12 protein-coding genes are annotated in these 13,814 nt (G+C 65.2%); 3 read left to right on the plus strand and 9 right to left on the minus strand.

Translation table 11 applies throughout. From position 1 onward, the window contains the following. Window positions 1–12 precede the first annotated feature (12 nt). Window positions 13–801, minus strand: a complete 789-nt coding sequence (locus L0V05_RS07925; protein WP_234869573.1) for an ABC transporter permease — start codon at window positions 799–801, stop codon at window positions 13–15. 86 nt (window positions 802–887) lie between these two features. On the opposite strand from L0V05_RS07925, the gene L0V05_RS07930 reads away from it, so the two are divergent. Together L0V05_RS07930 and L0V05_RS07935 are read left to right on the plus strand one after the other, a co-directional pair. Next, complete coding sequence (locus tag L0V05_RS07930; RefSeq protein WP_234869574.1) at window positions 888–2,093, plus strand: KpsE/RkpR family capsule polysaccharide export protein; 1,206 nt, start codon at window positions 888–890, stop codon at window positions 2,091–2,093. Window positions 2,094–2,095: 2 nt separating this feature from the next. Continuing rightward, on the plus strand, window positions 2,096–2,776 hold the full coding sequence (locus L0V05_RS07935) for an ABC transporter ATP-binding protein (RefSeq protein WP_234869575.1): 681 nt from the start codon (window positions 2,096–2,098) through the stop codon (window positions 2,774–2,776). Here L0V05_RS07935 and L0V05_RS07940 read toward each other — a convergent pair. Further along, complete coding sequence (locus L0V05_RS07940; RefSeq protein WP_234869576.1) at window positions 2,758–5,202, minus strand: calcium-binding protein; 2,445 nt, start codon at window positions 5,200–5,202, stop codon at window positions 2,758–2,760. The genes L0V05_RS07935 and L0V05_RS07940 overlap by 19 nt on opposite strands. Before the next feature lie 109 nt (window positions 5,203–5,311). Here L0V05_RS07940 and L0V05_RS07945 point away from each other — a divergent pair, with 109 nt between their 5' ends. Next, entirely contained in the window at window positions 5,312–6,232 is a 921-nt protein-coding gene (locus tag L0V05_RS07945; RefSeq protein ID WP_234869577.1) for a glycosyltransferase, read from the plus strand. A 39-nt stretch (window positions 6,233–6,271) separates the two neighbouring features. On the opposite strand, the gene L0V05_RS07950 is transcribed toward L0V05_RS07945, so the two are convergent. The 7 genes from L0V05_RS07950 to L0V05_RS07980 all read right to left on the minus strand — a co-directional run bounded on the left by L0V05_RS07950 (window position 6,272) and on the right by L0V05_RS07980 (window position 13,756). Next, the gene (locus L0V05_RS07950; protein ID WP_234869578.1) at window positions 6,272–7,576 is read right to left on the minus strand and encodes a UDP-glucose dehydrogenase family protein; all 1,305 of its coding nucleotides are present in this window, start codon (window positions 7,574–7,576) and stop codon (window positions 6,272–6,274) included. 181 nt (window positions 7,577–7,757) lie between these two features. Continuing rightward, window positions 7,758–8,141 carry a hypothetical protein gene (locus L0V05_RS07955; RefSeq protein ID WP_234869579.1) on the minus strand — a complete coding sequence of 128 codons (384 nt, stop codon included), beginning with the start codon at window positions 8,139–8,141 and terminating at the stop codon, window positions 7,758–7,760. A 176-nt stretch (window positions 8,142–8,317) separates the two neighbouring features. Further along, complete coding sequence (locus L0V05_RS07960; RefSeq protein ID WP_234869580.1) at window positions 8,318–9,223, minus strand: lysophospholipid acyltransferase family protein; 906 nt, start codon at window positions 9,221–9,223, stop codon at window positions 8,318–8,320. A 150-nt stretch (window positions 9,224–9,373) separates the two neighbouring features. Next, window positions 9,374–10,114, minus strand: coding sequence for a YebC/PmpR family DNA-binding transcriptional regulator (locus tag L0V05_RS07965; protein WP_234869581.1), 741 nt, complete (start codon window positions 10,112–10,114; stop codon window positions 9,374–9,376). Between the two features lie 91 nt (window positions 10,115–10,205). After that, window positions 10,206–11,990: an SLC13 family permease gene (locus tag L0V05_RS07970; protein ID WP_234869582.1), complete on the minus strand. Its 1,785-nt coding sequence runs from the start codon at window positions 11,988–11,990 to the stop codon at window positions 10,206–10,208. 51 nt (window positions 11,991–12,041) lie between these two features. Further along, a complete protein-coding gene (locus L0V05_RS07975; protein WP_234869583.1) occupies window positions 12,042–12,947 on the minus strand; it encodes a DMT family transporter in 906 nt (301 codons plus the stop codon). Beyond that, window positions 12,944–13,756 (minus strand): TIGR00282 family metallophosphoesterase, encoded by an 813-nt coding sequence (locus tag L0V05_RS07980; RefSeq protein WP_234869584.1) that lies wholly within the window; start codon window positions 13,754–13,756, stop codon window positions 12,944–12,946. Before L0V05_RS07980 ends, L0V05_RS07975 begins: the two co-directional genes overlap by 4 nt. Between the last annotated feature and the right edge of the window lie 58 nt (window positions 13,757–13,814).

Below are 13,814 nucleotides of genomic sequence, written 5' to 3' on the forward strand. Positions count from 1 at the left end.
ATGACCGGCTCGTCAGTCGTTCAGCAGGTCCCGCGCCTGCCAGCGCAAAAGCAGAAGCCCGGCAGCAAGGGCGATCAGGGCAACGGCGAGGACATAGAGTGGCGAGACGTAATCGCCGTGGTACCCCGGATAGAACCCGCGTCGCAGCAGGCCAGGCAGATGGGCGAGCGGGTTCCACCACAGAATGTCGCGGTATTGCGCGGGCAACCGGTCGGGGGTGAAGAACACCGCCGACATCAGGAAGACCGGCCGCATCAGGATCGACCAAACCATCTGCCAGGCCGGAAAGCGGGTGAACAGGAAGGCATTCAGCGTACCGACCCCAAGCGCCAGCACCGCGGCGAGGCCAAAGCACAGAGCGATCGGCGAGGGATCAAGGACGGTCTGGGTCTCGAAGGACCAGAGAATGCCGCCAAGGATCAGATAGGCCACCAGAAGCTGGGTCGCGAGCGTCAGCAGGAAGCGGGCGATGATCGCATCCGCCCAGGTGACCGCCGGATAGGCCAACAGCGCGCGCGAAAACAGCAGAGAGGTTGCGACCTTGCCCGAGACCGTCGCAAAGACAAGGAACGGAAGAAGCCCTGTCGCATGAAAGATCGGAAAGTTGCGCCCGAGTTCCGGCTGTTCGAAGCCGAGCGAAAACAATGCCGACAGAAGCGCAATCCCACCCACCGGCTCCAGCACGGCCCAGACATAACCACCCGGCGAGCGGCCATACCCCGTCGCCATCTCGCGCAGAAGCAAGGCCCAGATCGCGCGGAGGCTTGCCCATCGCCGTTCCGGTGCCGCCATCCCGATCATTGCCCCGCTCCGCTGGCCGTCCTTTGGGGCGAGCCAAGCATGGCCAGCCTTAACGCCCAGTTAACCCCTTTGCCCCGGAGCCGAGCATGACCGCCGCCGCCGCGCTTTCCCGCCCCGCCGTCGCCATTCCGTCGCCCGATCAGCCATTGCCCCCAGGCTGGAGCGCAGCCTTCCCCCCCGCCGCGCGGCCCGGCCGCATCCGCCGACGGCATATCGCGCTGGCACTCAGCTTTCTGATCCTCGTGGCGCTGCCGGCAGCCGCGACCGCGGCCTATCTCTGGTTGCGGGCCGCCGACCAGTACGCGGCGACCACGGCGTTTTCCGTCCGCAAGGAAAACAGCGGCACAGCGATGGAGCTTCTGGGCGGCATCACAGCTCTTGGCGAATCCTCGGCTCCCGACGCCGACATTCTTTACGACTACCTATCGAGCCCGCGCCTGGTGGCCCAGATCGACCGCGAACTGGACCTGCGCCAGATCTGGTCGAAGGCCGCAGGCGACCCGGTCTTCGGCTATGCCGCCCCCGGCACGATCGAGGATCTGACCGATCACTGGCAACGGATGGTCCGCATCTCCTATGACAGCAGCACGCGGCTGATCGAACTCAGGGTACTGGCCTTCGCTCCCGATGATTCCGTCAGAATTGCGCGCGCCGCGCTGGCCCATGCGCAAGCGATGCTGAATGACCTCAACGCGGTCGCGCGCGAGGATACCGTCGCCAATGCCCGCACCGATCTGGCCGAGGCCGAAACCCGCCTGCGACGCGCGCGTGCAGAAGTCACGCGCTTTCGCGTCAGCCACCGCCTCGTCGATCCGGGCGCCGAGGCGGAAAGCCAGGGTGGGCTGATCGCCACGCTGCAGGAACAGCTCGCCGAGGCGCAGATGGATGTCGACCGGCTGGCAGCCTCGTTACGCGAGGGCGATTTCCGGCTGGTGAACGCCCGTGACCGGGTGCGGGTGGTCGAAGATCGTATCGCCGAGGAACGGCGCAAGGTCAGCGATACTTCGACCGGAGATGCCGCCGCAGCCGCCGTCCTCGGCGAGTACGAGGCCCTGGCGGCCGATCTGACCTTCGCCGAGGAAAGCTACCGCGCCGCCCGCACAGCCTACGACGCCGCCCAGGCCGAAGCACGGCGGCAGGGTCGCTACATCGCCGCCCATGTCCCGCCCGCCCGACCCGAAAGCGCCCGGTTCCCACAACGCTGGACTATTTTCGCCACCGCCACGCTGTTCCTGTTCCTGGGCTGGACGGTGCTGGTGCTGATATACTCCGCGTTGCGTGACCGGCGATAGAAATGATCCGACTCGATCACCTGACCAAGGTCTTCCACCAGGGCGGGCAGCGCCGCACGGTGCTCGACGATGTCTGCCTGACCATCCCGAAGGGGCGGTCCGTCGCGCTTCTTGGCCGCAACGGCGCCGGCAAATCGACGCTTCTGCGACTGATCGCGGGCACGATGAATCCGACCTCGGGACGGGTCAGGCTGGCGGGCCGGGTGTCCTGGCCCGTGGGTTTCGCAGGGTCGTTCCACGGGGACCTGACCGGCATCGAGAACACCCGGTTCGTTGCCCGCATCTACGGGGTGGACAGCGACGAGCTTGTCGACTTCGCCGAGGGCTTCGCCGGTCTCGGCCCGGCCTTTCGCGCGCCGTTCCGCACCTATTCCTCGGGGATGAAGGCGCGGCTGGCCTTCGGCGTATCGATGGGCATCCGTTTCGACACCTATCTGGTCGACGAGATCACCGCAGTCGGCGATGCGGCTTTCCGGGTGAAAAGCGCGGCCCTCTTCCGCGACCGGATGCGGCAGGCCGGCGCCATCGTCGTCAGCCATGCGATGGGCCAGATCCGCGAGCTTTGCGATGCCGCCTGCCTGCTGGAGAATGGCCGTCTCACCTGGTTCGACGATGTGAGCGAGGCCATTGCACGCCACGAAGCGCTGATGCGGAGCGAAGCGGTTCAGATGATCTCAAGGTAGCCGGCCAGGCCGGTCAGCGTGGCGTTGCCTTCAAGGGTCAGGCTGTTGCCAAAGCCGAAGTCGAAGACCTCCGCGCGCCCCTCGACATGGGCAAAGGCCTGCACCAGATCTGTTGATGTCCATCCGGGGCCAAAGATCGTGTCGTCGATCTGCAGACGATCGCCCTCGGCAGGCCTGAAATCCTCGATCACATCCGAACCTCCGTTGAAGATGAACAGATCGGCCTGGGTTCCGCCGCGAAGCGTGTCGCCGTGCGGGCCGCCGTCGAGCGTGTCGCGCCCGGAACCGCCATTCAGGTAATCGGCCCCATTCCTGCCCGAGAGAAGGTCGCTGCCGTCCCGACCGAACAGCCGGTTGGCGCCGCTGTCGCCCGAGAGCCGGTCATCGAAGCTCGACCCAGCCAGATCCTCGATATCGACATAGACGTCTCCCATCGCTTCGCCGGTATTGGTCTGCGGCTTCAGAAGATCGGCCGTGACCCCGGCCAGCGCCTCGGAATACTGCGCGCGGTCGCGATGCTCGCCGCCCGAAAGCGTATCCTGCCCTGCCCCGCCGAGCAGAACATCATCTCCGATCCCGCCATCAAGCACATCGTCGCCCTTGCGCCCGAACAGCCAGTCGACATTCGCCCCCCCGCGCAACACATCCGACCCGAGCGTTCCGCGCAGGTTGTCCGGGCCAGCGCCGCCGATCAGCCCCTCGATCCCGACATGGACATCTCCTGCGGCGAGGTTGGTGTTCAGCGCCGGGTAGAGCAGATCGACCCTCATGCTGCCGTTTGCCATCGAATAGTCGGCATAGTCGAAGCCGCCCGCCCCCTCCATCCGGTCGGCCCCGGGCGACCCGAGCAGCACATCGTCGCCCGCTGCACCCTTTTGCGTGTCGTTGCCGGCGGTGCCGGTCAGGGTCATCCCAGCCACCACCGGATCGCCGACGACATGGGTCAGGGTGAACAATTCGCCCGAACTGAAGGCCGAACCGGGGATTCCCGATCCATCGGCCGTGTCCAACACCAGCGTCTCACCACCAAAGCGCAGGATGGCACCGGTCGCAGTGGTGGTAATCTCGATCGCAGAGATATCGTAGACACGTCCCCAGGCGGTCAGGTCCAGCCGGTCTTCGGTGGGGTCGAAGTCGCTGATCCTGTCGCTGGCGCCGTCGCCGGCCAGAACGAACCAGTCGGCTCCTGCCCCGCCAGTCATCACGTCGCTGCCGAGGCCGTCCATCAGAATGTCGGCGCCCGCTCCGCCATCGACCGTGTCTGCCCCTGCCCCGCCAGAAATCAGATCGCCGCGCGCATCGCCGGTCAGGCGGTCTGCGGTCGCCCCCCCGGTCTTGATCGGCGCAAGGCTGCCGGGATCGAAGTGCAGCCGGGTGATGCCGGCTGCCTCGGTTGCGACGAAAACCTCGACCGTGCCACCGCTGGCCGCGGCCTCGATCGCGGTGATGCCGGACAGGGTCAGCCCCTCGGCCTGAAGCACGGTGTCGAGCAGGATGAGGCGCCCCTCGGGAAGAAGCACAAAGACATTGATCCCATCATCCCCGCCCCCCGCAAAGACAAAGACCCGACCGCCGATCGTCACCACATCCAGCGCCTGAACGCCTTGAAACCTTGTATCCAGGCTGTCGATGACATGATCGACCACCGAAAGCGATCCGCCCGCCCCGATCTCGATCACGCTCAGCGACGAAGACCCAGTACCAGAAACGATCGCGTAGGACTTTGCACCGAACGTCGCGGTCTCGATTGCGGAGGGCGCAGAAATACCCAGACCGCCAGAGGCCCCAAGGCTGGTGACTTGAACGGGCAGACCGTCCGCCCCGATCCTGAAGCCCAGAACAGCGTTCTGGACCGCCGAGAGAGCCAGCAGATAGGGCCCGTCCGCCAGCGCGACCGAAGCCAGCGCGGTAATGTCCGTCGTCGTGGTCGAGACGTTCAGAAGCTGCTCACCGACCTCTTCCATCCGGCCGTTCGACAGGTAGTGACTGGTGGTCAGCACGCTGGCGCCCATGCGCGAGGTGTAGAGAAAACGCTCGCTTCCCAGATCGACAGTGACCTGGGCCGTCACCGCCCCTGCCGGGCTGCCCTTGATCTGCGCGACGCTCCCAAGACTGCCATCGCCGCCAAGCGCGAAATCGTTGAGGCGCCCGTCATTGGCCCCGGAGTAGAGCAGCGCCGTCTGCGTGCCGAGCATCACGATATCCAGATGCGCCGGCGCCGGCAGGGTCCCCGTGACGGCGATCGCCTCCTGATCGGTCAGGGTCATCGCAGCTTCGCCCACGGCGATCGACAGGACGCCGCCGCCCGGCCGGGTCGCTGTGAAAAGTTGCCATCCGCCCGCTGTCGTCATCACCTCCATGTCGGTGATGCCCGAAAGAAGGTTGCCCGGCCCGTCGAGAAAGGTCCCGACCACCCTGAACGTCACATGCCGCCTCCTGCCGCCACTGCACCAAAGTCGCCTGTCCGTCCTTGGTCTTTCCTTAACCGCGACGCGCAAGACTGGCCGCAATAGCTAAACCTCTAAGGACTTGCACATGTGCGCATGGCCGACCGTCACGATCCTTCTGGCCACCTGCAACGGCGCGCGCCATCTGCCCGACCAACTCGCAAGCCTCATCCGCCAAAGCCATGGCGATTGGCGGCTGTGGGTAAGCGATGACGGATCGACCGACGGCACGAGGGCGCTCCTGTCGGGCTTTGCGGCAGATCATCCCGACCGGGACATCCGCCTGTTCGATGGCCCCCGGCGCGGGTCGGCGGCAAACTTCCTGACCTTGCTGTGCCGTGCGGATCTGCCCCTTGGCCCGGTGGCCTTCTGCGATCAGGACGATGTCTGGCTGCGGGGAAAACTGGCACGCGCGCTTGATCTTCTGCCCAACAGTGACCGTCCCGGGCTATACGGCGCTGCGAGCCTCATCACTGATGTCGCGCTGCGCCCGAAGGCCGTGAACCGCTCCGCCTGCGCTTCAGCTTCCTTCGCCAATTCTCTGGCACAGAACATTTTTTCCGGTCACACCCTTTGCCTGAACCCTGCGGCGGTCAGGCTGGCACGTGCGGCGGGCATCCCTCGGGACCTGGCCTTCCATGACTGGTGGCTCTATCAGCTTGTGTCCGGCGCCGGGGGCGAATGCCTGTTCGACCCTCAGCCGGTGGCGCTGTACCGCCAGCATGGGACGAACCTGATCGGTGGCGGGAGGGGGATCGCCTCCGCCCTTGCGCGCACGCGGCTGGTTTTGGGACGCGATTTCCGCCGCTGGTCAGAGTCGCATCGGCGGGCGCTGGCGCTCCGGTCGCATCTGCTCTCGCCCGAGGCGCGCCTGATCCTGACCGAAATGCAGCGGGCCGCCCCCTCTGGGACGGCCCGACTGAAGAGTTTCCGGCGTCTCGGCCTTCGGCGCAATGGCCGGCTGGGCACGCTTGCCTTGTGGGGCGCGGCCGCCTGTGGGCTGGCATAACCGCCTCTGGCGCGGCGGCAAACCGCCACGCCTTGCGCGTCAGCGGCCGACGGCGACGTAGTCCGAGAAGCCCGCCGCAGTGGCGCTTTCCTCGGAATAGATGTTGCGCAGGTCGGCCATCCGCGGCGCGGCCATGACCTTGGCCAGCCGGTCGAGGTCCAACGCGCGGAACTCGTTCCACTCGGTCAGGACCACCACGGCATCGGCGCCCGTGGCCGCGTCATAGGCATTCTCGATCCACTCGACGCCCGGCAGAAGCTTCACGCCCTCGCGGCGGCCTTCCGGGTCGACGACACGAACCTTGGCTCCACCGCCGACCAGCGCCGGAACGATCGTCAGCGATGGCGCATCGCGCATGTCATCGGTGTTCGGCTTGAAGGTCACGCCCAGCACCGCGATGGTCTTGCCCGCGACCGAGCCGTCGCACAGATCGATGACCTTGCCGATCATCCGCCGCTTGATCTCGTCGTTCACCTTGATCACGGTCTCGACGATCTGCATCGGCGCGGCGAATTCCTGGCCGATACGGGCCAGCGCCATCGTGTCCTTGGGGAAGCACGAGCCGCCATAGCCAGGCCCGGCATGCAGGAACTTGTTGCCGATCCGGCCGTCCAGCCCCACACCCTTCGATACCGCCTTGATGTCGGCACCGACCTTTTCGCACAGCGCCGCGATCTCGTTGATGAACGTGATCTTGGTGGCGAGGAAGGCGTTCGCCGCGTACTTGATCATCTCGGCGCTTTCGAGATCGGTATAGACGATCGGGAAGTCGCGCAGGAACAGCGGGCGATAGATCTCGGCCATCACGGCCTTGGCGCGTTCGGATTCGACACCCACGACAACGCGGTCGGGCCGCATGAAATCGTCGATCGCCGCACCCTCGCGCAGGAATTCCGGGTTCGAGGCGACGTCGAAATCGGCATCCGGGTTGGCCTCGCGCGCAGCCTTCTGCACGGCGCGGTTGGTGCCCACCGGGACTGTCGACTTGGTGACGATCACCGCATAGCCGGTCAGCGCCTGACCGATCTCGGCCGCGGCGGCCATCACATAGGTCAGGTCGGCATGGCCATCGCCGCGCCGCGTCGGCGTGCCGACCGCGATGAATACGGCGTCGGCGCCATGAACGGCTGCCTTGATGTCCTGGGTGAACGACAGGCGCCCGGCCTTCACGTTCTTGGCCAGAAGCACATCCAGACCCGGTTCGAAGATAGGAATCTCCCCCCGGTTCAATTTCTCGATCTTCGATGGATCCTTGTCGACGCAAACAACGTCATGTCCAAAATCGGAAAAGCAGACCCCTGACACGAGGCCCACATATCCGGTCCCAATCATTGCAATCTTCATGAATTCGGCACCTGCTCAGAATGCCCCCCGGCACCCTGACTATGCAGTTGCAGCACCCGTGTCAAACCTTCTGGAGTTTTGTCGCTTCGACGAAAGGTCTTGATGCTCTTTTGGCCAGCACTGTTTCTCGCCATGCAATGTAAGTGACGGCCGCGATGATGATCGCGCCCCCTGCAAGCACCTAAGGATCGACCGGCTCGCCGAAGACAATCGTTCCCAGAAGCGACGCCCAAACGAGTTGCAAGAATCTGACCGGCCGCGTCACCGTCGGCGGCGCCTCAAAGGCCACCGTAAGCCCAAGCCACAGGATCTGTGGGGCGCTCACCGGAAGCCAGACGGCGATGGCGAGCGGCATGAGAAGAAGCGTCACCGCAATCGACATCATCGCAACGATCAACCCCGCCGGGGCAATCTGGCTCAGCCGTTTGGCAAAAAGGTACGAGCCGGCGAACCCGGCTGCGGCGCAAAGCTGCGAAAGCTGGGCAAAGGAAAGATCGCGAAGTCCGCGTCGCAGGACCACCATTGCGCCGGCAAGTGCCACCAGCACCGCGAGGATCCGCCTCAAGGCCAGCCGTTCCCAGATGGCGCACGATGGCGTTGACCGCGACGAAACACAGGCGCGACAGCAGCATCCGGAGAACAGCCCGGACCGGTCGCATATGGCAAAGGGCAGCCGCGGTTATCGGCGAAAGGGAGCCGATCCTGCCGCGAACCGCAAGGGGCGAAGCGCTCCCAGGAAGCCTACCAGCGGATATGCTTCGGCCAGACGAAGACCTGATCGGGGTCGGCACCTTCGGCGCGTGCCATGGACCAGCAGGCGCGGCGCAACTCCGCTGCAGCGAGGCTGCGGCCACGACGGCCGTGCTGACCCAGTTCGAACGGCGGCGCAACGGTAACGGTCACCGGCTGCCCGATCCGCCGCGCGGTTTCACGCAAGATAAGCGCCACCCGCAAAGGATAGGACAGATGGCTCGCGATCTGGAACAGGCGCGAATTCTGGCCGTGGACATGCATCAGCACCGTCTGCACCCCCGGTCGTGCGGCCAGGCGCGCCGCGAAGGGATGCCATTCGGCATCGACGGCGTGGGGCGCCAGCGGTTTCGGCGCTGTTGCCACGCTGCCGGCGGGAAAGACGATCAGGGCATGGCCCTGGTCGAGCCATTCAGTCGCCTGCCGCCGCGTCTCGGCGGAGGTGCGGCGCGCGGCCTCGCCCGGGCCAAAATCAACCGGCAGAACCGCATCCCGCACCGCTTCCGGCTGACAGAGCAGGCTGTGGGTCATGATCTTCACGTCCTTGCGGACGCGCGAGACGAGATGGCCGATCAGCAGACCGTCGATGATGCCGAAGGGATGGTTCGCCAGAATCAGCAGCGGCCCCTCGCCCGGCATGGCATCCGCTGCGACGCCGAGGACGCGCGAACGGATTCCAAGCACCCGGATCGCCGCCGAGAACACAGGCTCTTCCGGGTCGCGCGTTTCATCCCATTCTGCGTAGAGGCGCTCCAGCCTGGCCCTACCGCTCAGATATTCGATGCCGGTGATGAGGCTGCGGCGAAACAGGCCCTGTTCGGGACGGGCATAGGTGACCGGGAACCGCCGCCCCTTGCGCCGAGGCATCCTGCCGCCTGCATTCACCACCTGTTCCATATGCGTCCCCGCTCTGTCCAGTTAAGGACACAGGATAGCGGGACCGAGTAACGGCCCGGTGACGGGCCCTACTAATCGAAGCGGCTCATAGATCTACGAATGGCTCTGCCCAGGGCCGACGAACACCTTGGACGGCCCTTGACGCGATCGTCAGAGCTGCGCCGCGACCTCTTCGGGGATGTCGAAGTTGTGGGTCACGGTCTGCACGTCGTCGTCCTCTTCCAGAAGGTCGATGAGGCGCATCAGCTTCTGCGCGGTTTCAAGATCGACCTCCGTGCGGGTCTGCGGCCGCCAGACGAGCTTTGATTCCGTCGACTCGCCAAGCGCCTTTTCCAGCGCGTCCGAGACCTCGGACAGGTTCTCGACCGAGCAATAGATCCAGTGGCCGTCGTCGTCGGACTCGACATCGTCCGCCCCGGCTTCGAGTGCGGCCATCATCACCGTGTCGGCATCGCCCGCCGAGGCAGGGTACGAAATCTCGCCAACCCGGTCGAAGGAATGGCTGACCGAACCGGTCTGGCCGAGGTTTCCGCCACCCTTGGTGAAGTAGCTGCGGACGTTGGACGCGGTGCGGTTCAGGTTGTCGGTCATCGCCTCGACGATGATCGCGATACCGTTCGGGCCGTAGCCCTCATAGCGGATCTCGGTATAGTCCGCCGCGTCGCCGCCCATGGATTTCTTGATGGCGCGGTCGATCACGTCCTTCGGCATCGACTGGGCCTTGGCGGCCTTCACCGCCAGACGCAGGCGCGGGTTCTTGTCGGGGTCGGGATCGCCCATCTTGGCGGCGACTGTGATCTCCTTCGCCAGCTTCGAGAACATCTTCGAGCGCGCCGCATCCTGCTTGCCCTTGCGGTGCTGGATGTTCGCCCATTTAGAATGGCCTGCCATGACCCCTACTCCGATCCCATTTTGGGTGATGGCGCCCTATACACGTGGCACAGGGGGGGCCGCAACCCCGGCACCCTCGGCTATCGGGTGGTCAAGGGTAGAGCGGCCAGAGGATCGGGATCAGGAACGAGCAGAGCAGCCAGGTGATGATGTTCAGCGGGATCCCGATCTTGGTGAAGTCGAGGAACTTGTAGCCCCCCGGACCATAGACCATCATGTTGGTCTGGTAACCGATCGGCGTGCCGAAGGCGAGCGTGGCCGAGAACATGACCGCCACGACGAAGGGCCGCGGATCGGCCCCAAGCGAATGCGCCAACTGGATCGCGATCGGTGTATAGATCACCGCGACCGCGTTGTTCGACAGGAACTCGGTCAGGATCAGGCCCAGCAGATAGACGGCGAGCATCATCGCAAAGGGCGACAGGCCAATCATCCACGGACTCACATGCGAGACGATCATCTCGACAGCGCCCGATCGGTCCAGTCCCTCGCCTACCGCAAGCATCGCAAAGATCATCGCCATCAAGCGGCCATCGACAAAGCTCAGCGCCTCATCGGCGTCGATGCATCGGGTCACGAAGATCACGGTGACGGCAATGAAGGCCAGCACCTGAATGGGTGCGACATCGAGCGACGACAGGATGACCACGAAGGCCAGGGCCCCGATGGCGATCGGCGCCTTCTGCCGACGATAGGGCTTGTGGGTAGGATGGCTGATGTCGACAAGGTCCACATCCTCCGCCAGTCGGCGAATGTCTTCCGCCGAGCCCTCGATCAACAGCGTGTCGCCAACTTGTACAACCAGATCGTCAAGCTGACGGCCGATGTTCTCGCTGCGACGATGTGCGGCCAACACATAGACGCCGTAGCGCCGGCGCAGGCGCAATTCGCCAAGCGAGCGGCCGACAAGGCGGCAGCCGGGGGTGATGAGGACCTCGACCGTCTCGGTCGCGACCGAAGACAGGCGATCCACGAGGCGGATGTCCTTGTCGCCCTGCAGGCCCAGAAGCTCGGTCATCTCGGTGCGGAGCACAACGCGGTCTCCGGCCTGCAGCACTGCCGAACCCAGGTCGCGTCGAAGCGAGGCATCTCCTCGCAGAACATCGACGACCCGCACGCCGTTCGGTTTGAACTGTGCCACGTCAAGCACCTTCTGGCCGATCAGGATCGACTCCTCGGGGATCGCGACCTCTGTGAAGTAGCGCATGTTCTTGCGTTTCCCGAGCAGCGTGCCCATCGACTGGCGCACCGGCAGCAGGCGGTTGGCGAAGAGAAGCAGATACAGGCCGCCTGCCACGGTCACCGCGATGCCTAGCGGTGCGATCTCGAACAGCGAGAAATGCGCAAGTCCCTGGTCCCGGGCCACTCCATCGACCAGGAGGTTGGTCGAGGTGCCGATCAAGGTGATCATGCCCCCCAACACGGTCATGTGGCTGAGCGGGATCAGCAATTTCGACGGCGCTGTACGCAGCTTCACTGCGATCTGGATCACCACCGGGATCATCACAGCGACCAGCGGTGTGTTGTTCATGAAGGCCGAGGCGACGGCGATGAAGCTGAACAGGACCACGATCGTGGTCTTTGGCCGGTTGCCGACATGTGCCTCGGCAATGCCGATCAGCATCTCGACCGCACCGGTCCGGACCAGCCCGCCCATGACCAGGAACATGAAGGCGATGGTCCAGGGGGCCGAGTTCGACAGAACCGCGCCTGCCTCCTTGAAGGGCAGGATCCCCAGCACCAGCATCAGCGCCGCGCCGCCCATCGCCGTGACTTCCACCGGATAGGTTTCGCGCACGAACATCACGAACATTCCGGCGAGGATCGCAAGTGCGATGAAGGCTTGCACCGTCTGGGAGAATTCTATTCCGATCATCGGCCCTGCCACAGCGAATTCACGACCGCTTTAGCAGAGATTTCGAATGATTCAATCTGCCAGGCGTTGTTCGCGTCCGCGCGGCTGCACCAATGCCAATCCGGCAAGCAGAACGGCACCGGCCAGCCAGACCAGCGGGGTGAACCGTTCGCCGAGCAAGGCCATGGCCCAAAGCAGGCCCGATGCCGTGACGATATAGGCGGTCTGTGTGGCAAAGACCGCGCCCGCGGCCCCGGCGAGGTAGACGTAACCGGCATACATCAGGCAATGGACGACGGAAGATGCCGTCAGCGCCAGTTCAGGCTTCTGCAGGGGCCAGGGCGGTGTGATCCATTGCCCAGTCGCCAGGACGAGGGGCAGCACCAGCACCGCCCCGACGGCCGAAGCCAGGAACATCGCCTGAACTGGATCGAGGCCGGCTGTTCCCCATTTGGCGACCACGTTGCCCTCGATGGCGTAGAAGAGCGGTCCGATCAACGCGATCGGCAGCCAGGCGGCCGCCAGCCCCTGCGGCAGCCCCGCCTGCGGCAGCGCGATCATCGCGACGCCGCAGAGGCCAAGCGCCAGTCCGGCAAGCCGGCGCAGGCTCAGCCGTTCCATGCCAAGCGCCAGGGCCAAGGGGAAGGCCATCATCGGCACAGTCGAGATGATGATCGACATGACACCTGCCGGCAGATGGGCCACGGAGAGGTAGAAGGTCGAGTTGGGGATCAGCGTCCCGATCAGCGCGATCAGCGCGGCGAAGCGCAGTGTCACAGGGGTCAGCGGCACGCGGCGGCGACGCAGGATCAGGATCGCGCCAAGCACTGCGGCACCGATGGCGAGCTGCCAGAAGATCAGCCCGAAATGGCCGTAGCCGGTCGATACAGCGATCTTGCCGAGCGATTGGGTCGATCCCCAGCCGATGCCGATAATCAGCAGAAGGGCGGTGAAGCCCAGGCGGCGGCGCGGTGTCACGGAAACGACGGCTCTAGGCGCCCGCCGATGCGGATCATGCGGACCTTCGTCGCCTTTCCGCTGCGGTCGTCGGTCTCGACATAGGTGCCCGAGAGGGTCGCCTCGCCCGCGGCGGGCTCGAAGCGGCCTTTGGGCATGCCGGTGATGAAACGGCGCATCGGCTCGAGCTTGTCCATGCCGATGACTGAATCGTAGTCACCGCACATGCCGGCATCGGTCTGGTAGGCCGTGCCGCCGGTGAGGATCTGCGCATCGCCGGTCGGCACATGGGTATGCGTACCCACGACGAGGCTCGCCCGCCCATCGCACCAGTGGCCCATCGCCATCTTTTCGGAGGTCGCCTCGGCGTGGATGTCGACGATGGTCGCCTGCACCACCCCGCCAAGCGTGTGGGTCTTGAGCACCGCCTCGACCGCCGAGAAGGGATCGTCGAAGGGGCGCTTCATGAAGACCTGGCCCAGTGCCTGCATCACCAGCACCTTGCGGCCGCCCGAGGCCGTGAACACCCGTGCGCCGTGCCCGGGCGCGCTGCGGGCAAAGTTCAGGGGGCGGAGAATGCGCGGCTCGGTCTCGATGAAGGCGAGCATGTCCTTCTGGTCGAAGGCGTGATCGCCAAGCGTGACGCAATCGGCACCGGCCTGAAGAATGAGCTTTGCATGCTCTGGGGTCAGGCCTGCGCCGGAGGAGGCATTCTCGCCGTTGACCACGACGAAATCGAGGCCCCAGTCGGCCTTGATCGCCGGAAGCCGCGCCGTGATCGCCGCGCGGCCCGCACGGCCCATGACATCGCCGAGAAAGAGGAGTTTCATGGAGAAAGGCTTAGTCGGTCGACGGGGCGTCGGCAAGGTGGAGAGGACGGACGGGGGG

The organism is Alitabrizicola rongguiensis (genome assembly GCF_021491355.1).
Classification (GTDB): Bacteria; Pseudomonadota; Alphaproteobacteria; order Rhodobacterales; family Rhodobacteraceae; genus Aliitabrizicola; species Aliitabrizicola rongguiensis.

Bases quoted from the DNA above. Each gene is read 5' to 3' on its own strand.
- L0V05_RS07970 (WP_234869582.1), bottom strand. From the start codon at position 11,990: ATGATCGGAATAGAATTCTCCCAGACGGTGCAAGCCTTCATCGCACTT.
- L0V05_RS07945 (WP_234869577.1), top strand. From the start codon at position 5,312: ATGTGCGCATGGCCGACCGTCACGATCCTTCTGGCCACCTGCAACGGC.
- L0V05_RS07950 (WP_234869578.1), bottom strand. From the start codon at position 7,576: ATGAAGATTGCAATGATTGGGACCGGATATGTGGGCCTCGTGTCAGGG.
- L0V05_RS07980 (WP_234869584.1), bottom strand. From the start codon at position 13,756: ATGAAACTCCTCTTTCTCGGCGATGTCATGGGCCGTGCGGGCCGCGCG.
- L0V05_RS07965 (WP_234869581.1), bottom strand. From the start codon at position 10,114: ATGGCAGGCCATTCTAAATGGGCGAACATCCAGCACCGCAAGGGCAAG.
- L0V05_RS07960 (WP_234869580.1), bottom strand. From the start codon at position 9,223: ATGGAACAGGTGGTGAATGCAGGCGGCAGGATGCCTCGGCGCAAGGGG.
- L0V05_RS07935 (WP_234869575.1), top strand. From the start codon at position 2,096: ATGATCCGACTCGATCACCTGACCAAGGTCTTCCACCAGGGCGGGCAG.
- L0V05_RS07925 (WP_234869573.1), bottom strand. From the start codon at position 801: ATGATCGGGATGGCGGCACCGGAACGGCGATGGGCAAGCCTCCGCGCG.
- L0V05_RS07930 (WP_234869574.1), top strand. From the start codon at position 888: ATGACCGCCGCCGCCGCGCTTTCCCGCCCCGCCGTCGCCATTCCGTCG.